This window comes from Streptomyces sp. NPDC001617 (assembly GCF_053596855.1).
In genome coordinates this window covers 1-20,997 of record NZ_JBSFHA010000078.1, presented here as the reverse complement: position 1 = coordinate 20,997, position 20,997 = coordinate 1, and the positions used below count along the sequence as shown (strand labels likewise).

At 70.6% G+C, this 20,997-nt stretch carries 18 protein-coding genes; 10 read left to right on the top strand and 8 right to left on the bottom strand.

Going from position 1 to position 20,997, the window contains the following annotated elements:
- Nucleotides 1–118: 118 nt before the first annotated feature.
- Nucleotides 119–634, top strand: a complete 516-nt coding sequence (locus ACWC09_RS40045) for a methyltransferase domain-containing protein (RefSeq protein WP_450855982.1) — start codon at nucleotides 119–121, stop codon at nucleotides 632–634.
- A 73-nt stretch (nucleotides 635–707) separates the two neighbouring features.
- Here the strand turns inward: ACWC09_RS40045 and ACWC09_RS40040 are convergent, their stop codons facing one another.
- Nucleotides 708–1,907 (bottom strand): bifunctional adenosylcobinamide kinase/adenosylcobinamide-phosphate guanylyltransferase, encoded by a 1,200-nt coding sequence (locus ACWC09_RS40040; protein ID WP_450855981.1) that lies wholly within the window; start codon nucleotides 1,905–1,907, stop codon nucleotides 708–710.
- A 112-nt stretch (nucleotides 1,908–2,019) separates the two neighbouring features.
- Here ACWC09_RS40040 and ACWC09_RS40035 point away from each other — a divergent pair, with 112 nt between their 5' ends.
- Entirely contained in the window at nucleotides 2,020–2,232 is a 213-nt protein-coding gene (locus ACWC09_RS40035; RefSeq protein WP_450855980.1) for a hypothetical protein, read from the top strand.
- A 41-nt stretch (nucleotides 2,233–2,273) separates the two neighbouring features.
- Here ACWC09_RS40035 and ACWC09_RS40030 read toward each other — a convergent pair whose 3' ends face one another.
- From ACWC09_RS40030 to ACWC09_RS40020, 3 genes are all read right to left on the bottom strand, one after another.
- Nucleotides 2,274–3,353 (bottom strand): S1C family serine protease, encoded by a 1,080-nt coding sequence (locus ACWC09_RS40030; RefSeq protein ID WP_450855979.1) that lies wholly within the window; start codon nucleotides 3,351–3,353, stop codon nucleotides 2,274–2,276.
- A gap of 67 nt (nucleotides 3,354–3,420) precedes the next feature.
- Entirely contained in the window at nucleotides 3,421–4,122 is a 702-nt protein-coding gene (locus tag ACWC09_RS40025) for a class I SAM-dependent methyltransferase (RefSeq protein ID WP_450855978.1), read from the bottom strand.
- Nucleotides 4,123–4,205: 83 nt separating this feature from the next.
- Nucleotides 4,206–4,880 (bottom strand): DUF3043 domain-containing protein, encoded by a 675-nt coding sequence (locus ACWC09_RS40020; RefSeq protein WP_450855977.1) that lies wholly within the window; start codon nucleotides 4,878–4,880, stop codon nucleotides 4,206–4,208.
- 232 nt (nucleotides 4,881–5,112) lie between these two features.
- Between ACWC09_RS40020 and ACWC09_RS40015 the strand changes: the two genes are divergently transcribed.
- The 6 genes from ACWC09_RS40015 to ACWC09_RS39990 all read left to right on the top strand — a co-directional run bounded on the left by ACWC09_RS40015 (nucleotide 5,113) and on the right by ACWC09_RS39990 (nucleotide 13,968).
- Entirely contained in the window at nucleotides 5,113–5,877 is a 765-nt protein-coding gene (locus ACWC09_RS40015; RefSeq protein WP_450856011.1) for a PspA/IM30 family protein, read from the top strand.
- Nucleotides 5,878–5,908: 31 nt separating this feature from the next.
- Nucleotides 5,909–6,187 (top strand): PspA-associated protein PspAA, encoded by a 279-nt coding sequence (pspAA, locus tag ACWC09_RS40010; RefSeq protein WP_450856010.1) that lies wholly within the window; start codon nucleotides 5,909–5,911, stop codon nucleotides 6,185–6,187.
- Between the two features lie 165 nt (nucleotides 6,188–6,352).
- A complete protein-coding gene (locus tag ACWC09_RS40005) occupies nucleotides 6,353–7,588 on the top strand; it encodes a sensor histidine kinase (RefSeq protein WP_450855976.1) in 1,236 nt (411 codons plus the stop codon).
- Between the two features lie 83 nt (nucleotides 7,589–7,671).
- Nucleotides 7,672–8,352, top strand: coding sequence for a response regulator (locus ACWC09_RS40000; protein WP_450855975.1), 681 nt, complete (start codon nucleotides 7,672–7,674; stop codon nucleotides 8,350–8,352).
- 138 nt (nucleotides 8,353–8,490) lie between these two features.
- The gene (locus tag ACWC09_RS39995; protein ID WP_450855974.1) at nucleotides 8,491–11,607 is read left to right on the top strand and encodes an efflux RND transporter permease subunit; all 3,117 of its coding nucleotides are present in this window, start codon (nucleotides 8,491–8,493) and stop codon (nucleotides 11,605–11,607) included.
- Nucleotides 11,608–11,718: 111 nt separating this feature from the next.
- Nucleotides 11,719–13,968: a protein kinase domain-containing protein gene (locus ACWC09_RS39990; protein ID WP_450855973.1), complete on the top strand. Its 2,250-nt coding sequence runs from the start codon at nucleotides 11,719–11,721 to the stop codon at nucleotides 13,966–13,968.
- Between the two features lie 18 nt (nucleotides 13,969–13,986).
- Here ACWC09_RS39990 and nadA read toward each other — a convergent pair whose 3' ends face one another.
- Nucleotides 13,987–15,171 (bottom strand): quinolinate synthase NadA, encoded by a 1,185-nt coding sequence (gene nadA / locus ACWC09_RS39985; RefSeq protein ID WP_450855972.1) that lies wholly within the window; start codon nucleotides 15,169–15,171, stop codon nucleotides 13,987–13,989.
- A 276-nt stretch (nucleotides 15,172–15,447) separates the two neighbouring features.
- Here nadA and ACWC09_RS39980 point away from each other — a divergent pair, with 276 nt between their 5' ends.
- Complete coding sequence (locus ACWC09_RS39980; protein WP_020137379.1) at nucleotides 15,448–15,804, top strand: iron-sulfur cluster assembly accessory protein; 357 nt, start codon at nucleotides 15,448–15,450, stop codon at nucleotides 15,802–15,804.
- A 78-nt stretch (nucleotides 15,805–15,882) separates the two neighbouring features.
- Here the strand turns inward: ACWC09_RS39980 and ACWC09_RS39975 are convergent, their stop codons facing one another.
- Nucleotides 15,883–17,904, bottom strand: a complete 2,022-nt coding sequence (locus ACWC09_RS39975) for a hypothetical protein (RefSeq protein ID WP_450855971.1) — start codon at nucleotides 17,902–17,904, stop codon at nucleotides 15,883–15,885.
- 186 nt (nucleotides 17,905–18,090) lie between these two features.
- Nucleotides 18,091–18,300, bottom strand: coding sequence for a hypothetical protein (locus tag ACWC09_RS39970; protein ID WP_450855970.1), 210 nt, complete (start codon nucleotides 18,298–18,300; stop codon nucleotides 18,091–18,093).
- 151 nt (nucleotides 18,301–18,451) lie between these two features.
- On the opposite strand from ACWC09_RS39970, the gene ACWC09_RS39965 reads away from it, so the two are divergent.
- Nucleotides 18,452–19,426 carry a carbohydrate kinase family protein gene (locus tag ACWC09_RS39965; protein ID WP_450855969.1) on the top strand — a complete coding sequence of 325 codons (975 nt, stop codon included), beginning with the start codon at nucleotides 18,452–18,454 and terminating at the stop codon, nucleotides 19,424–19,426.
- 4 nt (nucleotides 19,427–19,430) lie between these two features.
- Here the strand turns inward: ACWC09_RS39965 and ACWC09_RS39960 are convergent, their stop codons facing one another.
- Nucleotides 19,431–20,807 (bottom strand): aminotransferase class V-fold PLP-dependent enzyme, encoded by a 1,377-nt coding sequence (locus ACWC09_RS39960; protein WP_450855968.1) that lies wholly within the window; start codon nucleotides 20,805–20,807, stop codon nucleotides 19,431–19,433.
- Nucleotides 20,808–20,997: the final 190 nt, after the last annotated feature.

Genomic DNA, 20,997 nt, shown 5'->3' with positions numbered 1-20,997 from the left:
GGCGGCGCCACATGGCCACCACGAGCCCCTGACGTCGTTGCCCCCAAGATCAAGATCCCTTACGTTCCCTCATGTGTCCCTTTTATAGGGAATTGCCGTACGCCTTGGGGAGCCGCCCGTGAACCGCCTGCGCACCCGCGTCGCCGACCTCGACCGCCAACGCCGTCATCGCTCAACGGCCCGCGCCGTCCTGTGCCTTCTCCCCGAACCGGAGAGCTGGCTGGACATCGGAACGGGCGAGGCGCACTTCCCCGCGACCGCCAAGGAACTGTTCCCGTACACGTCCTTCGACGGCACCGACCCCGACCCCCTGGTGAGGCGGGCCCGCGGGGCCGAACGCGTCGAGGAGGCATACGTGGGCACCCTCACCGACCCGTCCCTCGCCGCGGCCCTGCGCGCCCGCTACGACGTGGTCACCCTGCTCCGCCCCCCGGCCTCCACGGAGGAACTCCACGCCGCGCTTGCCGCCCTGCGCCCCGCCGGCCTCCTGGTCCTGGAGATCCCCCACGCCCAGGCCGAAGACCTCCGAACCGCACTCGAATCCCAGAACTGCACGATCGTCACCACGACCCACCTGGTCCTGGACCGCTTCGCCGCGAACTCCCACCGCCTGATCGCCCGCCGGCTTTCTTAGAGACGTGTGCGGCAACGCCCTGTCCTTGTGGGCCCGAGCAGCCCCCACCGACCGGCAGTCAACACGCCACCTGTCACCGCAGTACCCATGCCTGCCCCGCCACCACCAACACCACCTGCTCACACTCACCCGCAAACGCCGCGTTCAACCGCCCGAGCTCATCCCTGTACCGCCGCCCCGACGCCGTAGCCGGCACAATCCCTGACCCCACCTCATTCGACACGGCGACAACGACCCGCCGCGTCGAACGCACCGCGTCCGTCAACTCCCGCACTCGCTCCCGTAGCTGCCGCTCCCCACCGTTGGCCCAAACGGCGTCGTCCCACGCCCCGACGGAGTCCATCGCGTCCGTCAGCCACAGCGACAGACAGTCGATGAGCAGCGGCGCCCCGTCCTCGGCCAGCAAGGGCACCAGGTCGCACGTCTCGGCCGTACGCCAGGACCCGGGCCGCCGCTCGCGATGCACGGCGACCCGAGCCGCCCACTCGCTGTCCCCGCCCCGCGCCCCGCCGGTGGCCACGTACAGCACATCCGGAAAGGCCTCCAACCGCCGTTCGGCCTCCAGGGACTTCCCCGACCGCGCCCCGCCCAGCACCAGCGTCCGCCGCGGCACGTCGGGCACGTCCTCGTACACGCCGACGGTCAGCGTCGCCCCGTCCGGCGCGGCCCGCGCCCCCGCGGCCGCGAGCCGCCGCCGCAACTCGGCACCGGGCGGCACGTCATGGTCCAGATGCACGGCGACGACATCCGTGGTCGGCCCCAACGCCCCCACCGCCCGCAGCTTGGCCAAGGCGTCCGGCCGCCCCACGACATCGGCGAGCACCATGTCGTACGACTCCGCCCTCCCGTTCTCCAGCCCCGCGGGCGCCCCTCCGGGCGGCAGATACAGCAGCCGCTGTCCGTTGGGTCCGGTCACCGCGTACCCGGTCCCCGGCGCGTCCATCGCCACGGCCCGCACCCGATGCCCCGTCAACAACGCCAACTCCTGCCCGTCCGGCACCCGCCCGGGCTGCGGCAACCCGGCGGGCACCTCCACGACGGGCCCGTCGTGCGGATGCGACAACAACACCTGCCGCACCCCGCCGAGCGAATGCCCGGCCCGGGCGGCGGCGAAGGCGGCACCGGGCGTGAGGTCGAGGAGGAGGGTCCCGTCGACGAGCACGGCCGTGGCCGCCCGCGCATCCTCACCGAGCGCGACCGCGCAGGCAGCACAGGGACAGTCGGGGCGGGGGAGTCCCGCGGGGGCACCGGTACCGAGCAGAGTCACTTCCACGGATGTGATTTTCGCCTGTCTGCGCAGGTGCTGCCCCTCCGACTAGGCTTCTGGCAGGAGCCGGACCAAGATCCGGCTCCTGCTTTGCAGGTGTGCTGACACGGGAGGCGACATGGCGGCATGGACGTGGCGGTTCGAGAAGGCCGACGGCGGGGAGGTCCAGCCCGCGGTGCAGCCCGAGGAGTTCACCACGCAGGGAGACGCCGAGTCCTGGATCGGCGAGCACTGGAAGGCCCTGCTGGACGGCGGCGCCGAACAGGTGCGGCTGTTCGAGGACTCCGCGGAGATCTACGGCCCGATGAGCCTGCGTTCGGCGGAGGCCTAGAACCGGGACAGGGGGCGGCGCCACCCGGCCGCCCCCTTCCGTCACTGCTCGCCCAGCGTCACGTCGACCTTCTTCTCGCTCCCGTTCCGGGTGAACGTCACCGACGTCTTCTCACCCGGCTCGTCCGCCGCCAGCGCCTCGGACAGTGACGTGATCGTCGTGATGTCCGTGTCACCCAGCCGGGTGATGATGTCCCCGGCCTCGATTCCGGCCTTGGCGGCCGCCCCACCGCTCTTGACCTGGACGACGGCGACCCCGGCGGCCCGGTAGCCGTCGTCGACGACCGTACGGCCCGTGATGCCGAGCGCGGCCCGCCCCGAGTCGGTGACCTTGCCGCTCCTGACGATCTGGTCGGCGACCGTCTTCACCATCGACGCGGGGATCGCGAACCCGATGCCGGGCGCCGCGCTGCCCCCGAGGCCGGGGTCGGTCGCGGCGAGCGTCGGGATGCCGATGACCTGGCCCTCGAGGTTGGCCAGGGCGCCGCCGCTGTTGCCGGGGTTGATGGCCGCGGACGTCTGCACCATGTTGGGGATGGTGGCACCCGTATCGCCGTCGCTGCTGCCCTCGCTGACGGTCCGTCCGGTCGCCGACACGATGCCCTGGGTCACGCTGGACGACAGCCCGAGCGGCGAGCCCATCGCCAGCACGAGCTGTCCGACCTCGACCTTCGAGGAGTCCGCGAAGGCGGCCGTCCTCAGCCCGTCCGGCACCTTGTCGAGCTTGATGACGGCGAGGTCCTGGTCCGGGTACGAGTAGACGAGCTTGGCCGTGAGGGTGTCCTGGCTGTTGGCGGTCGTCACCTTGAAGGTCTTCTCGTCACCGACCACGTGCGCGTTGGTGACGATGCGCCCCTTGTCGTCGTAGACGACCCCCGACCCCAGAGCGCTGCCGGCCTCGATCTGCACGACCGACGGCAGCACGTCCCTGATCACCTTCTGGTAGTCGCTCTGCAGATCGTTGCCCGACTTCCTTACGACGGCCTGCGCGGCCTGCGTGGTCGGCGTCTCGGACCTGCCGGACGAACCGGACGCCGAGCAGCCGGAGACCAGGGCGACGGAACAGGAGAGGACGACGACGGACGCGACCAGTCGAGAGGCACGGGAACGGGAGTCAGCCATGCCCCGAGTCTCACGGCGGGCAGATGCCCAGGCCCGTACTGTTCATCCGAACGGGTGAACCGGCCCCTCAGCCCCGCACGCCGCACAAGTGCAACAACGCGGCGACCCGGCGATACGGATCCGTCCGCCCGGCCCGCTCCTCGACCGCCAGCAGCGTCTCCACGTCGGCCGGTGCCTCCGCGTCGTCCGCCGCCGTGTCCGTGAACACCCGAACCCCGTACCAGGCCTGCAAGGGTGCCGCGATCCCGGCCAGCGTCGCCGTCAGGGTCTCCAGCCGGTCGGCGCGCACATCGAGCCCGAGACGGTTCGTGTACGACACGGTGTCGAAGGCATCCAGCGCCCCGGCCCAGTCGCCGTACAGGCCCGGCCGCATGGCCAGTGCGTCCGCGTTCCGCACGAGCAGGGACAGCAGCCCGCCGGGGGCCAGCATCCGCGCCACCCCCGCCAGCAACGCGTCCGGCTCCTCGACATACATCAGCACGCCATGGCACAGCACCACGTCGAAGCTGCCCGGCAGAAAGTGCACACCGGTGTCCCGGCCGTCGCCCCGGACGATCCGCACCCGCTCCCGGATGCCCTCCGGCTCACCGGCGAGGGCCTCCCGCGCGGCCGCGACCATCGTGGCGTCCTGTTCGACGCCGGTCACCTGATGCCCCGCCCGGGCCAGCCGCAGCGCCTGCGTGCCCTGGCCCATCCCGACGTCCAGCACCCGCAGCCGCTGCCCCACCGGGAAGCGCCCGGCTATCTGCTCGTCGAGCTGCCGGGCCACCAGCTCCTGTCGTACGGCATTCCGCAGCCCACCCAGCTTCGCCAGCCAGGAATCCGCCGCGCCCCCGGAGAACGACGTCGTGCTCAGGGCCGCTCTCCGCGCTTGACCTGCGGCTTCGGCAGCCGGAGACGGCGCATCTGGAGGGAACGCATCAGGGCGTAGGCGACGGCGCCGCGGCGGTTCTGGTCGGCGAAACGCTCGCCGAGCGCCTTGCGCAGCCTCAGGCCGCTGATGACCGAGTCGAGCACGATCAGCACGATCACGACGAGCCACAGCAGCAGCGCGATGCTCTGCAGCGCGCCCACCCGCACCACGCTCAGCACGAGGATGACCACGGCCATGGGCAGGAAGAACTCCGCCACGTTGAACCGGGAGTCGACCCAGTTGCGCGCGAACTTGCGCACCGGGCCCTTGTCGCGGGCGGGCAGATAACGCTCGTCACCGCCGGCCAGCGCCTGGCGCTGCCGCTCCAGCGCGGCACGGCGCTCGTCGCGCTGCCGCTTGGAGGCGTCCTTGCGCGTCAGCGAGGTGTTGGCCACGCTGCGGCGCTGGGACTGGGCCTCATTGCGCTTGGGCGTGGGGCGACCCTTGGGGGCCTGCGGGTCACGGGGCTGCTTGGAGTCGGCCGGGGACGCCTTGTCGGCGACTGCGGCCTTCTCATCCTTGGCACGGCTACGGAACACAAAACCCAAGGGTACGGGGTGGCCGGGGTTGGACCCCAGCCTGGTGGGGAACGATCCGGCAACACCAGTCGTCATGTAAGGGACAGAGGGGGCGTTGCGCACGATCCGGCTACGTCGGGGGGACACCTACTCCCTACGCCGGAGCGGGTGAGGGTGCAGTCGTCCTTGGGGATGAGCGCATCCGTCCCCGAACAGTGCGTCAATGGATGCAGGGCCCGTACTGTGGGTTCTGTCGCAGAGCTGGAGCTGGAAGTCCGTCAGAAGGGGGCGCGCGAAGCCCATGAGCGGTGTCATGAAGCGTATGGGGATGATCTTCCGCGCGAAGGCGAACAAGGCCCTTGACCGGGCCGAGGACCCGCGCGAAACCCTCGATTACTCGTACCAGAAGCAGCTGGAGCTGCTCCAGAAGGTGCGCCGGGGCGTGGCGGACGTGGCCACGTCCCGCAAGCGCCTGGAGCTCCAGCTCAACCAGCTGCAGTCGCAGTCCACGAAGCTGGAGGACCAGGGCCGCAAGGCGCTGGCACTGGGCCGTGAGGACCTCGCCCGTGAGGCGCTGTCCCGCCGTGCCGCGCTGCAGCAGCAGGTGACGGACCTCGAGACGCAGCACGCGACGCTCCAGGGCGAGGAGGAGAAACTCACCCTGGCGGCCCAGCGGCTGCAGGCCAAGGTGGACGCCTTCCGCACCAAGAAGGAGACCATCAAGGCGACCTACACCGCGGCCCAGGCGCAGACCCGGATCGGCGAGGCCTTCTCCGGCATCTCGGAGGAGATGGGCGATGTGGGCCTGGCGATCCAGCGTGCGGAGGACAAGACGGCGCAGCTCCAGGCCCGGGCCGGCGCCATCGACGAGCTCCTCGCGTCCGGCGCCCTGGACGACCAGTCCGGTATGCACAAGGACGAGATCCAGGCCGAACTGGACCGGATCTCCGGCGGCTCGGACGTGGAGCTGGAACTGCAGCGCATGAAGGCTGAGCTGGCCGGAGGGTCGCCCCAGCAGGCGATCGAGGGCGGCACAGGGCAGGCTCAGTCCCAGCAGCAGCCGCAGGACACCCCGCGCTTCGACAAGCAGTAGGGGCCACGCCTAGGAGGCCGACATGGGCGACATGGTCGTACGGATCATGGGTGAGGGGCAGGTGAGGCTGGCGGACAGCCACCTCACCGAACTCAACAAGCTGGACGACGAACTCCTGAGGGAAATGGAGAACGGCGACGGCCCCGGCTTCCGCCGCACCCTGCAGGCTCTCCTGTCCAAGGTCCGCGACCTGGGCACCCCCTTGCCCGACGACGCCCTGGAACCGTCCGACCTCATCCTCCCGTCCTCGGACGCGACCTTGGAGGAGGTCCGGGAACTACTGAGCGACGACGGGCTGATTCCTGGCTGACGGTCCTCCTGACGCCGGTCACGGCACCTCAGCCCGTCCGGCGTCGGAGGACGAGGCCGTTCAGGCCGAAGTCGGGGTCTGGGGGCGGCAGCCCCCGGTGGCGGTCGCTCCGAGGTACGGCCACCACCAGTTCCGCCCAGGTCAAGCGCCCCGTACTGTTCAGCTGTGAGCGGCACGCTAGAACGCACCCGATGCCGGCTGAAGGCGCACCCCCTCGCGCTGGACGCGGCCCTGGCGGCTGGCGTCCTCGCCTGCATGGTCGCCGGTTCCTTCGTGGACCCGCACGGCAGGAACGGCGTCACCTGGGGCGTCCGCACCCCCGACCCCCTCTCGCTCGTCCTCATGACCCTCGGCGCCCTCGCCCTGGTCTTCCGCCGCCGCGCCCCCAGAACCGTCCTCGCCCTCACCGGCACCGTCTCGCTGATCGAATGCGTCGCCGACGACCCCCGCGCCCCCGTCGCCATGTCCGCGGTCGTCGCCCTCTACACCGTCGCCTCCACCACCGACCGCCCCACCACCTGGCGACTCGGCCTGCTCACCATGACGGTCCTGACCGGCGCCGCGATGCTCGGCGGCCCCCTGCCCTGGTACGCCCAGGAGAACCTCGCGATCTTCGCCTGGACCGGCATCGGCGCGACCGCGGGGGACGCCGTACGAAGCCGTAGAGCCGTCGTCCAGGCCATCCGCGAGCGGGCCGAGCGAGCGGAACGGACCCGTGAGGAGGAGGCCCGGCGGCGCGTGGCCGAGGAGCGGCTCCGTATCGCCCGCGATCTGCACGACGTCGTCGCCCACCACATCGCCCTGGTCAATGTGCAGGCCGGCGTCGCCGCCCATGTCATGGACAAGCGCCCCGACCAGGCCAAGGAGGCTCTCGCGCACGTCCGCGAGGCCAGCCGCTCCGCGCTCAACGAACTCCGCGCCACCGTCGGCCTGCTCCGCCAGTCCGGCGACCCCGAGGCCCCCACCGAACCGGCCCCCGGCCTCGCCCGCCTCGACGAACTCGTCGGCACCTTCCGCAGCGCCGGCCTGCACGTCGAGGTCGCCCGCGCGGACCACGGCACCACCCTCCCCGCCGCCGTCGACCTCGCCGCCTACCGCGTCATCCAGGAAGCCCTCACCAACGTCCAGAAGCACGCCGGCATCGAGGCGAAGGCCGAGGTCAGCGTCGTCCGCGTCGGCCCGAACATCGAGGTCACCGTCCTCGACAACGGCACCGGCGAGGACACCGCCCCGGACGGCGAAGCCGACAACGGCGGTGGCCACGGCCTCCTCGGCATGCGCGAACGCGTCACCGCCCTGCGCGGCACCCTCACCACCGGCCCGCGTTACGGCGGCGGCTTCCGGGTCCATGCGATCCTGCCGGTCAAGACCCGGTCCCGGGCGCCGGAGGACGCCGTATGACGTCGGATGGACACACCGAGGAACTTCCGCGCACCCCGCGGCAGTTGTCGTAGCAGAACCCCCTGCCCCGCAAAGGACCCCGCATGACCATCCGCGTCCTGCTCGCCGACGACCAGGCCCTGCTCCGCAGTGCCTTCCGGGTGCTCGTCGACTCCGAGCCCGACATGGAGGTCGTGGGGGAGGCGTCCGACGGGGCGGAGGCGGTGCGGCTGGCCAAGGAGGAGCGGGCCGACGTGGTGCTGATGGACATCCGGATGCCGGGGACGGACGGCCTCGCGGCCACCCGGATGATCAGCACCGACCCCACCCTCGCGCACGTCCGGATCGTCATCCTGACCACCTTCGAGGTCGACGACTACGTGGTGCAGTCCCTGCGCGCCGGCGCCTCCGGCTTCCTCGGCAAGGGCAGCGAACCGGACGAGTTGCTGAGCGCCATCCGGGTCGCGGCGGGCGGCGAGGCCCTGCTCTCCCCGGCCGCCACCAAGGGCCTGATCGCCCGCTTCCTCGCCCAGGGCGACACCGACGACGGCCGTGACCCCACCCGCACCGCGCGGCTGGACGCCCTGACCGTCCGCGAGCGCGAGGTCCTGGTCCAGGTCGCCGGCGGGCACTCGAACGACGAGATCGCCGAGCGGCTCGAGGTCAGCCCGCTCACCGTGAAGACGCACGTCAACCGGGCCATGGCCAAGCTGGGAGCCCGCGACCGGGCCCAGCTGGTCGTGATCGCGTACGAGTCCGGGCTGGTACGTCCGAGGGTGGAGTGAGCTCCACCCGGTCGTACTGCGGTCGCGGTATGCGCCGTATAAGGAAATGGACCTGGGGGCTACGCAACGGCACTCAGGGATGGCACAGGGTTGAGAGAGCCACCACTTCTGCCGCTCCAGAAGAGAGATTCCTGACCCATGTCCTGGCTGTCCAGGTTCAGCCTCGCGCAACGGGCCCTGATCGGGCTGATGTCCATCATCGCGCTCGTCTTCGGGGCGATCGCGATACCCCAGCTCAAGCAGCAGCTGCTGCCCTCCATCGAACTGCCGGTCGTGTCCGTGCTCGCGCCCTACCAGGGTGCCTCCCCGGACGTGGTCGAGAAGCAGGTCGTCGAGCCCATCGAGAACAACCTCGAAGCGGTCGACGGCATCAAAGGCGTGACCTCCACGGCGAGCGAGGGCAACGCCGTGATCATGGCGTCCTTCGACTACGGCCCCGACACCAAGCAGCTCGTCGCCGACGTCCAGCAGGCCGTCAACCGGGCCCGCGTCCAGCTCCCGGACGACGTCGACCCGCAGGTCGTGGCCGGCTCCACCGACGACATCCCGACCGTCGTCCTCGCCGTCAGCTCCGACAAGGACCAGCAGGCCCTCGCCGACCAGCTCGACAAGACGGTCGTGCCGGACCTGAAGAACATCGGCGGCGTCGGCCAGGTCACCGTCGGCGGCGTACGCGACCTGCAGGTCTCGGTCACTCCGGACGACAGGAAGCTGGCGGCCGCCGGGCTGACCACCCAGTCGCTGGCCCAGGCAATGCAGGCGGGCGGCGCGACCGTCCCGGCCGGTTCCTTCGCCGAGGACGGCAAGAACCGCACCGTCCAGGTCGGCGGCGGCTACACCTCGCTCGCCCAGATCCAGGACCTGATGGTCACGGGCGAGGCCGGCACTTCGGCCAGGAAGCCGGTCCGCCTCGGTGACGTCGCCACCGTCAGGCAGGAGCAGGCCACCGCGGACTCCCTCACCCGCACCGACGGCAAGCCCTCCCTCGCGGTCCAGGTCACCATGGACCACGACGGCAGCGCGGTCGCCATCTCCAAGGCGGTCAAGGACAGACTTCCGGAGCTGCGCAAGGACCTGGGCTCCGCCACGACGATCACGGTCGTCAGCGACCAGGGCCCGGCGGTCTCCAAGTCCATCAGCGGCCTGACGACGGAGGGCGGGCTCGGCCTCCTCTTCGCGGTCCTCGTCATCCTGGTCTTCCTGGCGTCGGTCCGCTCGACGCTCGTGACGGCGGTGAGCATTCCGCTCTCGATCGTCCTGGCCCTGATCGTGCTGTGGACCCGCGACCTGTCGCTCAACATGCTGACGCTCGGCGCGCTGACCATCGCCATCGGCCGGGTGGTCGACGACTCGATCGTCGTACTGGAGAACATCAAGCGGCACCTCGGCTACGGCGAGGAGCGCCAGGAGGCCATCCTCAAGGCGGTCCGTGAGGTCGCCGGCGCGGTCACCTCCTCGACCCTCACCACCGTCGCCGTGTTCCTCCCGATCGGCCTGGTCGGCGGCATGGTGGGCCAGCTGTTCGGCCCGTTCAGCCTGACGGTGACGGCCGCCCTGCTGGCGTCCCTGCTCGTGTCGCTGACGGTCGTACCGGTTCTGTCGTACTGGTTCCTGCGCGCCCCCAAGGGCACCCCGGACGACGCCGAGGAGGCCCGCCGCAAGGCGGAGGAGAAGGAGGCGAAGAGCAGGCTCCAGCGGTTCTACGTCCCCGTCCTGCGGTTCGCGACGCGCCGCCGTCTGACCAGCGTGCTGCTCGCGGCCGTCATCCTGGTCGGCACCTTCGGCATGGCGCCCCTGTTGAAGACGAACTTCTTCGACCAGGGCGAGCAGGAAGTCCTCACCGTCAAGCAGGAGTTGAAGCCGGGTACCAGCCTGGCGGCCACCGACGAGCAGGCGAAGAAGGTCGAGAGGCTGATCGCCGGCACCAAGGGCGTCAAGGACTACCAGGTGACCGTCGGCTCGTCCGGCTTCCTGGCCGCCTTCGGCGGCGGCACCGACACCAACCAGGCGTCGTATCAGGTGATGTTGAAGGACGACGCGAAGTCCACCGATGTCACCGACGCCATCGAGGCGGGTCTGAAGAAGCTCTCCGGTATCGGCACGACCACCGTCTCCGCCGGTGACGGCTTCGGCAACCAGGACCTGAGCGTGGTCGTGAAGGCGGCCGACGGGGACGTCCTGCGCAAGGCGTCGGAGCAGGTGCGCACCGCGGTGGCGGGCCTCGACCATGTCACCGACGTCACCAGCGACCTCTCGCAGAGCGTGCCGCGCGTCTCGGTCAGGGCCAACTCCAAGGCGGCCGCGGCCGGTTTCAACGACCAGACGCTCGGCGCGGCCGTCGCCCAGGCGGTCAAGGGCACCACGGCCGCCAAGGCGATCCTGGACGACACCGAGCGCGACGTCGTCATCAGGTCGGCCAAGCCGGCGGTGACACTGGACCAGCTGAAGAACCTCCGGCTGGGCCCGGTGAAGCTCGGTGACATCGCCACCGTGAAGGTGGTCGACGGCCCGGTGTCGATGACCCGTATCGACGGTCAGCGAGCCGCCACCATCACGGCGAAGCCGACCGGCGACAACACGGGCGCGGTCAGCACCAAGCTCCAGTCGAAGATCAACGCCCTGAAGCTCCCGGCGGGTGCCACGGCCGAGATCGGCGGGGTCACCTCCGACCAGGACAGCGCGTTCAAGAACCTGGGCCTGGCGATGCTGGCGGCGATCGCGATCGTCTTCATGCTGCTGGTCGCGACCTTCCGCTCGCTGGCCCAGCCGCTGATCCTGCTCGTCTCGATCCCGTTCGCGGCGACCGGCGCGATCGGCCTCCTGATCGCCACCGGCACCCCGATGGGCGTCCCGGCGATGATCGGCATGCTGATGCTGATCGGCATCGTGGTGACGAACGCGATCGTGCTGATCGACCTGATCAACCAGTACCGGAAGCAGGGTCATGGCGTCGTGGAGGCGGTGATAGAGGGTGGCCGCCACCGGCTGCGCCCCATCCTCATGACCGCCCTGGCGACGATCTTCGCCCTGCTCCCGATGGCCCTGGGCGTCACCGGCGAGGGCGGCTTCATCGCCCAGCCGCTCGCGGTGGTCGTCATCGGCGGCCTGATCACGTCGACACTCCTCACCCTCCTCCTCGTCCCGACGCTCTACGCGATGCTCGAACTCCGCAAGGAGCGGCGGGCGAAGAAGCGGGCGGCGAAGAAGAAGGGCGCGGAAGCCGCGCCGGAGGTGCGGGAGCCCGCCGGCGTGTGACGCATGAGGCGGCCGGGTTCCGGACCATGACGGTCCGGAACCCGGCCGCCCCCGTTTCGCGGTTATGTATCTTGTGCCTCGAACTGCTTAACGGTGAAGGGGATCCCGGCCGTGCCACTGCACAAGGACGACCCGAAATCGGTCGGCGGGTACAAGCTGGTCGACCGGCTCGGCTCCGGAGGCATGGGCGTCGTCTACTGGGGCAGATCCCGCTCCGGGCGTGACGTCGCCGTCAAAGTGGTGCACGCCCAGTACGCGGAGGACGAGGTCTTCCGCGCCCGCTTCCGGCAGGAGATCGAGTCCGTCCGCAAGGTCAGCGGCGCCTTCACCGCACCCGTGGTGGACGCCGATCCTGAGGCGATACGGCCCTGGATGGCGACCCAGTACGTGCCGGGCAGCTCCCTGGCCGAACGGATCCGCGACCACGGAGCCCTCAAGAGCACCGAACTGCGGCGGCTCGCCCTGGGGTTGGTGGAGGCGCTGCGGGACATCCACCGGGCGGGAGTGGTGCACCGGGACCTCAAGCCCGCCAACGTGTTGATGGCCGAGGACGGCCCCCGCGTCATCGACTTCGGCATCTCCCGCGCGGCCGAGAACCACAAGACGCTCACCGAGACCGGCCAGATGATCGGCACTCCGCCCTTCATGTCCCCGGAACAGTTCACCGACGCCCGCAAGGTCGGCCCCGCCTCGGACGTCTTCTCGCTCGGCGCGCTGCTGGCGTTCTCCGCCACCGGGCGCGGCCCCTTCGACACCGACAGCCCCTATATGACCGCCTTCCGGGTCGTCCACGAGGCACCCGAACTGGAGGGCATACCGCAGCCGTTGCGTGGGGTCCTGGAGCGCTGCCTCAGCAAGGAGCCCGGCGACCGCCCCGAACTCGACCGACTGGCCCAGGAGTTCGCGGACGTCCTGCCCGAATGGCACCCCGATGACCCGCATACGGTGACCCTGCGTGCGGAGGTCCTGCGGAGTGTCGAGGCGACCTCCTCGGGGGCCGACCCGGCGGCGGTGACGAAGCTGCCGAAGGTCCGCCGACGGGGCCGCCGCCGCCCGCTGGTGGCGGCGGCCGGCACGGTGGGTGCGGTGGCCCTCGGCATGCTCTGGTACCTACGCTTCGGCCCGGGATTCGACGACAGCCCGCAGACCACGAGTTCGAGCGCCACGACCGCGGACTCCCGGTGGGCGGCGGTGCCGACCGGCTGGCAGTCCTGGCAGACGACGATGTACAAGACGTCACCGCGGGGCGAGGTCAACCCGCTGGCGAAGGACAGCGGAGACCCGGGCGACGCCACCTGTGAGAGGTACGAGAACGCGGTCTACTGCGCGGGCAACAACGTCCTCCCGGTCCGGCTGGACGGCCGTACCGGCGCCACCGTCTGGCGCTCCGCGCTCGCCTCCTCCGCCGAGGGCTCGGACTCGGGGCGGGACAACTTCGAACTCCTCGGGGTGCGGGACGACGCGATGCTCCTCCAGCACTACGTCTACGGGGCCGACGGGGGCACGAAGGTCAGCATCGTCGCCCTCGACACCGAGAGCGGCGAGCAGTTGTGGGCCCGCGATCGGAACAACGTGACCGTCGACCAGATCGTGTCCGGCGACCTCGTCCTGACCCCCGACCTCAGCGGCCGCCTGGTGACGGCCCGTTCCCCGCGCACCGGCACCGACCGTTGGACCGTGCAACTGCCCTCCGGCGACTACTGCCAGTTCGCGACGGAAGGCTCCCGCCTGTACGCGCACTGCTTCCCGGACGACGAGTCCAAGGACGCCGTACTCCTGGAGCTGAACAAGACCAACGGAACGGTGCGCCACCGTCTGAGCACCCCGAACGGGAGCGGCCTGCTCGGAACCGTCGACGGCCGTCTGGCCTTCGTGGTCAGCGGCGAATCCGGCCCGGCCCGCCCCGAGGAACTCACCTTCAGCAAGATCCGGCTGCTCGACCCGGACACCGGCGCCGCCACCACGACACAGCTGACGAAGACCTACGACGGCTCGGTGCGGCTGGCCGCCGGCACCCTGTGGATCACCGGGGCCAACGGCCAGGTGGCCGCCGTGTCCCCGCTGACCGGCAAGCAGCTGTGGCAGACCCGCACCAGCGTGGAGGGCTCGGGGCAGCCCACGTACGACGCCCGCACCCGCACCCTGTACCTGGCCAGCACCAGCGGCCGGGTCGCGGCCCTCGACGCACGCAAGGGCACGCTGCTGTGGGAGACGGGCGCGCACGCCGACCAGCTCGCGAGCGGCGAGACGGTCAAGTCCGAGGTGTTGCTGTACGGCGGCGCGCTGGTCGTGAGCACCCCGGACGGCACCGTCTTCTCCCTCGACCCCGCTCACCCCGGGCGGAAGCCCGCCTCGGGGTGAGCGCACGGCGCACGAGCCCTACGGCAGCGCCAGCATCCGCTCCAGCGCCAGCTTGGCGAACGCCTCCGTCTCCTCGTCGACCTCGATCCGGTTGACCAGATTGCCCTCGGCCAGGGACTCCAGGGTCCAGACCAGATGGGGCAGGTCGATGCGGTTCATGGTCGAGCAGAAGCAGACCGTCTTGTCGAGGAAGACGATCTCCTTGCCCTCGGGGGCGAAACGGTTCGCGAGGCGGCGGACCAGGTTCAGCTCCGTGCCGATGGCCCACTTGGAGCCGGCGGGCGCGGCCTCCAGGGCCTTGATGATGTACTCCGTCGAGCCGACGTGGTCCGCCGCGGCCACGACCTCGTGCTTGCACTCGGGGTGGACCAGGACGTTGACGCCCGGGATGCGCTCGCGGACGTCCCGCACCGACTCCAGGCTGAACCGGCCGTGCACCGAGCAGTGGCCGCGCCACAGGATCATCTTCGCGGCGCGCAGCTGGTCGGCGGTCAGGCCGCCGTTCGGCTTGTGCGGGTTGTAGACCACGCAGTCGTCGAGGGACATGCCCATGTCTCGGACGGCGGTGTTACGGCCCAGGTGCTGGTCGGGCAGGAACAGGACCTTCTCGCCCTGCTCGAACGCCCACTCCAGGGCCCGCCGGGCGTTGGAGGAGGTGCAGATCGTGCCGCCGTGCTTGCCCGTGAACGCCTTGATGTCCGCGGACGAGTTCATGTACGAGACGGGTACGACCTGCTCGGCTATGCCGGCCTCGGTCAGCACGTCCCAGCACTCGGCGACCTGCTCGGCGGTGGCCATGTCGGCCATGGAGCACCCGGCGGCGAGGTCGGGAAGGACGACCTTCTGGTCGTCGCTCGTGAGAATGTCCGCCGACTCGGCCATGAAGTGCACACCGCAGAACACGATGTACTCGGCCTCCGGGCGGGCGGCCGCGTCCCGGGCCAGCTTGAAGGAGTCGCCCGTGACGTCCGCGAACTGGATGACCTCGTCGCGCTGGTAGTGGTGGCCGAGCACGAAGACCTTGTCGCCGAGCTTCTCCTTGGCCGCGCGGGCGCGGGCCACCAGGTCCGGGTCGGACGGGGACGGCAGGTCGCCGGGGCATTCGACGCCCCGCTCGCTCTTCGGGTCGGCCTCACGGCCGAGCAGCAGCAGGGCGAGCGGAGTCGGCTGTACGTCGAGCTCCGTGGTCTGGGCGGTGGTCACGACACGCACCCTTTCTACTTTTCGTCGATCTGACGTTATCTATCATAACCCGCTTCATGTCACTTTGACGATGGTCATCGCGTCGATGTGACATGAATCCCGGTGCCGCACGGGACGCGACGTCCGGGCGGCCCGCGGGCCGCTGTTCGCTTCCCCGCGGGTGTGCGAGCATGAAAGAACAGGCGAAAAGGAAGTCGCTCGGCCCGGAATGAATCCGGCGCCCCGACGGTTGAAGCCGTCGGCAAGCAGTCTCCGTACAACCCGGGAGAGATGTAGATGTCCGTATCGGACGAGACCGGCACCGTCACCGACGGCATCATCCTGTCCGACGCCGCAGCGGCGAAGGTCAAGGCCCTGCTCGACCAGGAAGGCCGTGACGACCTGGCCCTGCGCGTCGCCGTTCAGCCCGGCGGCTGCTCCGGCCTGCGCTACCAGCTCTTCTTCGACGAGCGTTCCCTCGACGGCGACGTCGTCAAGGACTTCGGCGGCGTCAAGGTCGTCACCGACCGCATGAGCGCCCCGTACCTGGGCGGCGCCTCCATCGACTTCGTCGACACCATCGAGAAGCAGGGCTTCACGATCGACAACCCGAACGCGACCGGCTCCTGCGCCTGCGGTGACTCCTTCAGCTAAGCCCTGAAGGCACCACCGCACCAACGCCGAAGGCGGCGGCCCCCTCCGACAGGGCCGCCGCCTTCGCGTCTGTCCGGGCTACTGGGCCACGGACTCCCGCGGCAGCCGCGCACCCGGCTTCACCTGCGGAATCTCCTTGCCGTCCGAGCCCACGACCTTCCGGTCGCCGAGCGGCGAGTCCAGCTGGAGGGTCCTCGTCATCTCCTTGGCGATCATGATGCAGACCTTGCCCTTCCAGGGCGTCTCGGTCACCGTCACGGTCACCTCGTCCGCGCTCTCGCTCGCCGTGGCGTCGTAGTCGCCGCACACCCCGCCCGTGAAGGTCACGGTCAGCTCCTTGCCGTCGGCCGTGTAGCCGTCCACCTTGACGTCGTGCGTCTTCGGCGCCGAGGTCGGCTCGTCGCTCGGCGCCATGGTCGACGGGGCGGACGGGGCCAGGGCGGAGGTGGTCAGGTACTTCGGATCGATGGCCGGATACGTCGCCGTGAAGGTGTCCTGCGCACCCGCCGCCCGTACCTCGAACAACCAGGACGGCACCAGCGCCGGCTGCCCTCCGGACACGGTGTGCGAGGCCAGCCCGAACACCGCTTTCTCGACGGTGACCGTGTTCTTCGCCGGCGTCGGGGACGCCGGCGCGGCCGAGGTCCCCTGCCCGCACGGCGCCTCGAGCCGGTCCTTCAGCGGTTCGGGGCTGGCGCAGCCGCCGATGCCCATGCGGTGGTCGGTCGTGGGCGCCGCGTTCAGCAGGGCGAGCGTCTTCCGCGCGCCGAGCACGGGGTACGTGTCCCCCTTCACCGGCGCCTTCAACCGGCCGCTGCCGCCGACCACTTCACCCTGCGCGCTCACGGTCAGGCCGGTGGTCCAGCCGTAGGTGGGCAGTCCGCCGACGACCGGGTCGGCGTTGACCGCCCGCTGGGCGCCCATCACCTGGCTCGCGTCGACCTTCGCGTCATCCTGACCGACCGCCTTGAGCACCGGCGCCGCGGCCTTCTTCGCGGCCGCCTCGCTCACCGTGTCACCGGCGGGGTTGGCCGGGTCCTTCGTGCAGACGGTGACGCTCTGGCAGGCGTCGGTCCCGGCGGCGTACCGATGGAAGGTCCAGATGCCCGGCGCCTGCCTGTTCACCACGAGGCTCGGCCCCGAGCCGTCCTTGCTGGGCCCGACCTGCCAGGCCTGCCCCTTCTCCACCGGCGTCCCGTCGAGCCCGAGCGCCTTCGCCAGCCGGGCCACCTCGTCCTGGGTGACCTCGCCGGATGCCCGGTATACGGGTGCCGAGTCCGGTCCGTCGGGCAGCGAACCATCGACCTTGTAGGTCACGCCGTAGGGGTTGGGCTCCCCGGGCGCGATGCCGTTGGAGCCGCCCTCGCTGTAGCCGTCGAGGGAGAGCGGCGGGGGAGTGCCGTCGCCGGGGGCCCCGGAACTCGTACGACCATCGGAACCGCCGGAGGCCGACGCCGCGAGGTAGGCCCCGCCACCGCCGACGAGCAGAACGGCGGCGGCGACGGAGGCGATGAGGACGGGGGAGCGGTGACGCACCGGGCGGGGGTGCTCGGCCTCGGGGTCGGGGGTGGCGTCGGGGACATCGGCGTCGTCCTCGCCACCCGCGCCGGCCCGGACACGAGCGGCCTCACCGGCCGCCGGGCTCTCGACCTCCTCGGCCTCTGCGCCTGCGGCCTCCTCGACCTCGGTGCGCGCGGGCTCCTCGGCCTCTACGCCTGCGGCCTCCTCGGCTTGGGTGCGCGCGGGTTCCTCGGCCTCTGCGCCCGCGGCCTCATCGACCTCCGTGCGTGCGGCCTCCTCGACCTTGGAGCGTGCGGGTTCCTCGGCCTCTGCGCCCCCGGCCTCCTCGACCTCGGTGCGCTCGGGTTCCTCGGACGAGACGCCCTTGGCCTCTTCACCTTCGGCGTCCGAGGCTTCAGAAGCGGCCGTCTCAGAAGCAGCCGTCTCGGGAGCCTCCGCTTCCGTCTCAGGAGCTTCCTCCGCGGACTCCTCCGCCGCAGGAGCCTCCGCCTCACCCTCCGTGACGTCCGGAGTCCCGGCACCCTGCTTCTCCAGGGCGCCCTGCTCCTCGGCATCCTTGTCGGGTCGCTCCGTAGTCACCGCATCGCTCCTTCACGTGCTGTCCCATGACCCTGACCCGGCCCTGTCAAATCGGCCTGCAAAGGGTCGTATCGCGCATCCCCTTTACGGGGGACGGCGATGGGACGCAGCGGGGGAGCGCGCGGTTCCCTCTCACGCGCCGATCCGGACTACCCGTGCCATCTACCGCGCCGGACTCGGTCCCTTTCAGTCCCCGTAGTCCGACATCGCGTCCAGCAGCCTGGCCGACTTCGACGGCACCGTCACACCATGGATGAGCGACGGGGAGACCGGACGGGAAGTGACCCGGTCGGGAGCGGCCCAGTGGGGCACCATCCGGGCGCAGTCGCCCCACAGCGACGCCATGTCGCCTTCGAGGTCGACCGGGGCCGGGGTGTGGACCTTGAGGTTCGTCATGGCAGAACCGTATGCACGCTCCTGCCCGCGAAGAAAGATCTACTATCGGGTAGATTTGGCGGCTTCAACAGAGTGCAACCACTGCTTCAGCGCTCCGCGACCGGGTAGCGTGAACTGTCAATCCGTCTTCTCCCCACAGGAGAATCCCGCCGTGCGCATCGCAGTCACCGGCTCCATCGCCACCGACCACCTCATGACCTTCCCCGGCCGCTTCGCCGATCAGCTCGTCGCGGACCAGTTGCACACGGTCTCGCTCTCCTTCCTGGTCGACAACCTCGACGTCCGTCGGGGCGGCGTCGGCGCGAACATCGCCTTCGGCATGGGTCAGCTCGGCACCACCCCGATCCTGGTCGGCGCGGCCGGCTTCGACTTCGACGAGTACCGGGCCTGGCTGGAGAGGCACGGCGTCGACACCGCCTCGGTGCGTATCTCGGAGACCCTGCACACGGCCCGCTTCGTGTGCACCACCGACGCCGACCACAACCAGATCGGCTCCTTCTACACGGGCGCCATGAGCGAGGCCCGCCAGATCGAGCTCAAGACCGTCGCCGACCGCGTCGACGGCCTCGACCTGGTCCTGATCGGCGCCGACGACCCGGAGGCGATGCTCCGCCACACCGAGGAGTGCCGCTCCCGGTCCATCCCCTTCGCCGCGGACTTCTCCCAGCAGATCGCCCGGATGAACGGCGACGAGATCCGGATACTGCTGGAGGGTGCGACGTACCTCTTCTCCAACGAGTACGAGAAGGGGCTCATCGAGTCCAAGACGGGCTGGTCCGACGCGGAGATCCTCGCCAAGGTCGGGCACCGCGTCACGACCCTCGGCTCGAAGGGCGTACGCATCGAGAAGGCGGGCGAGGGGCCCATCGAGGTGGGCTGCGCCGAGGAGGAGCGCAAGGCCGACCCCACCGGCGTCGGCGACGCCTTCCGCGCCGGCTTCCTGTCCGGTCTCGCGTGGGGCGTCTCCCTGGAGCGCGCCGCCCAGGTCGGCTGCATGCTGGCCACCCTCGTCATCGAGACGGTCGGCACCCAGGAGTACCAGCTGCGGCGCGCCCACTTCATGGACCGTTTCACCAAGGCCTACGGCCACGACGCCGCCGCCGAGGTCAGGAAGCACCTGGCGTGACGTACTAGGAGACGCGGCGGACCACGTACACGGAACCCTGGTCCGCCGGCTCCTCGCCCACGTACTCCTGACCGCGCATCTCGCACCACGCCGGGATGTCCAGCCGGGCCGCCTCGTCGTCGGCCAGGACCCGGACCGTGCCGCCCACCGGTACGTCCCCGATGACCTTCGCCAGTTCGATGACGGGGAGGGGGCACAGCTTGCCGAGCGCGTCCACGACCAGCGCGCCCTCCTCCCGCACCGTCACCGGCACCGGTGCCCCCAACTTCTCCCGCACCCCCGCCACGGCTCTCGGCAGCACCTCCAGGAACCGCTCCACGTCCTCCTCGGCCGCCCCCATCGGCAGGGAAACCCGCACATTCCCCTCACTCAGCACGCCCATCGCCTTCAGCACATGGCTGGGCGTCAGGGTGCTGCTCGTACAGGACGACCCGGACGAAACGGAGAAGCCCTCCCGGTCCAGCTCGTGCAGCAATGTCTCCCCGTCGACATAGAGACACGAGAAGGTGACGATCCCCGGCAGCCGCCGCTCGGGATCGCCCACGACCTCCACGTCCGGCACCAGCCGCGGCACCCGCGCCCGGATCCGCTCCGTCAGCTCCCGCAGCCGTACCGCCTCTTGCGCGGCCTCGGCCCGCACGGCCCGCAGCGAGGCCGCCGCCGCGACGATGCCGGGCAGATTCTCGAACCCGGCCGCCCGCCCGGACTCCCGCTCGTCGGCCGGCCCTTGGGGAGCGAACCGCACCCCTTTGCGCACGACGAGCAGTCCGACTCCGGGGGGACCGCCCCACTTGTGCGCGCTCGCGGTGAGCAGCGACCAGGGCCCCTCCACCGGCCCCCACCCCAACGACTGCGCCGCGTCCACCAGCAACGGCACCCCGGCCGCCCGACACACCTCGGCCACCTCCGCCACCGGCTGCTCGGTCCCGACCTCGTGGTTGGCCGACTGAAGACACGCCACCGCGGTGTCCGGCCGCAGGGCATCGGCGTACGACCGCGGACTCACGCTTCCCCCACGGTCCACCGGGATCTGCGTGACCGTCCCGCCGTCGGCCTCGTGCGCATCGCCCGAGTGGAGTACGGAGGAATGTTCAACGGCTGACACGATCAGGTGACGCCCGACGCGACGCCGTGCGGCCAACGCCCCGGAAATACCGGAGTGCACGGCCCGAGTACCGGAGGAAGTGAACACCAACTCGTCCGGCCTGCACCCGACAGCCTCGGCAGCAGCCTCCCGAGCGGCGTCGAGGAGCAGCCGGGCCCTGCGCCCTTCACGGTAGAGACGGGACGGATCGGCCCACCCTTCATCCAATGAGGCCAACAGCGCCTGACGGGCTACGGGATGGAGGGGAGCAGCGGAAGCAGCGTCGAAGTAAGACACGCGGCAACGCTAACCCCCCAAGGGGCGCGGAGCTGTGGCACCGGCGGCTCCGCCGCGGGGCGCGATCAGCCACAAACAACCCGCAGCCGCCAATTCAGCGAACCCACGGAGTGACTAGGCACCCCTCCCGCTGACCCCCCGGAGGGCGTCGGCTAGGGTTTGGTCCGCATAAACATCCAAACCCCTGCCC

Coding starts and splice junctions, on each gene's coding strand:
- ACWC09_RS40035 (WP_450855980.1), top strand. CDS start 2,020: ATGGCGGCATGGACGTGGCGGTTCGAGAAGGCCGACGGCGGGGAGGTC.
- ACWC09_RS40030 (WP_450855979.1), bottom strand. CDS start 3,353: ATGGCTGACTCCCGTTCCCGTGCCTCTCGACTGGTCGCGTCCGTCGTC.
- ACWC09_RS40020 (WP_450855977.1), bottom strand. CDS start 4,880: ATGACGACTGGTGTTGCCGGATCGTTCCCCACCAGGCTGGGGTCCAAC.
- ACWC09_RS40015 (WP_450856011.1), top strand. CDS start 5,113: ATGATCTTCCGCGCGAAGGCGAACAAGGCCCTTGACCGGGCCGAGGAC.
- pspAA (WP_450856010.1), top strand. CDS start 5,909: ATGGTCGTACGGATCATGGGTGAGGGGCAGGTGAGGCTGGCGGACAGC.
- ACWC09_RS40000 (WP_450855975.1), top strand. CDS start 7,672: ATGACCATCCGCGTCCTGCTCGCCGACGACCAGGCCCTGCTCCGCAGT.
- ACWC09_RS39995 (WP_450855974.1), top strand. CDS start 8,491: ATGTCCTGGCTGTCCAGGTTCAGCCTCGCGCAACGGGCCCTGATCGGG.
- ACWC09_RS39980 (WP_020137379.1), top strand. CDS start 15,448: ATGTCCGTATCGGACGAGACCGGCACCGTCACCGACGGCATCATCCTG.
- ACWC09_RS39970 (WP_450855970.1), bottom strand. CDS start 18,300: ATGACGAACCTCAAGGTCCACACCCCGGCCCCGGTCGACCTCGAAGGC.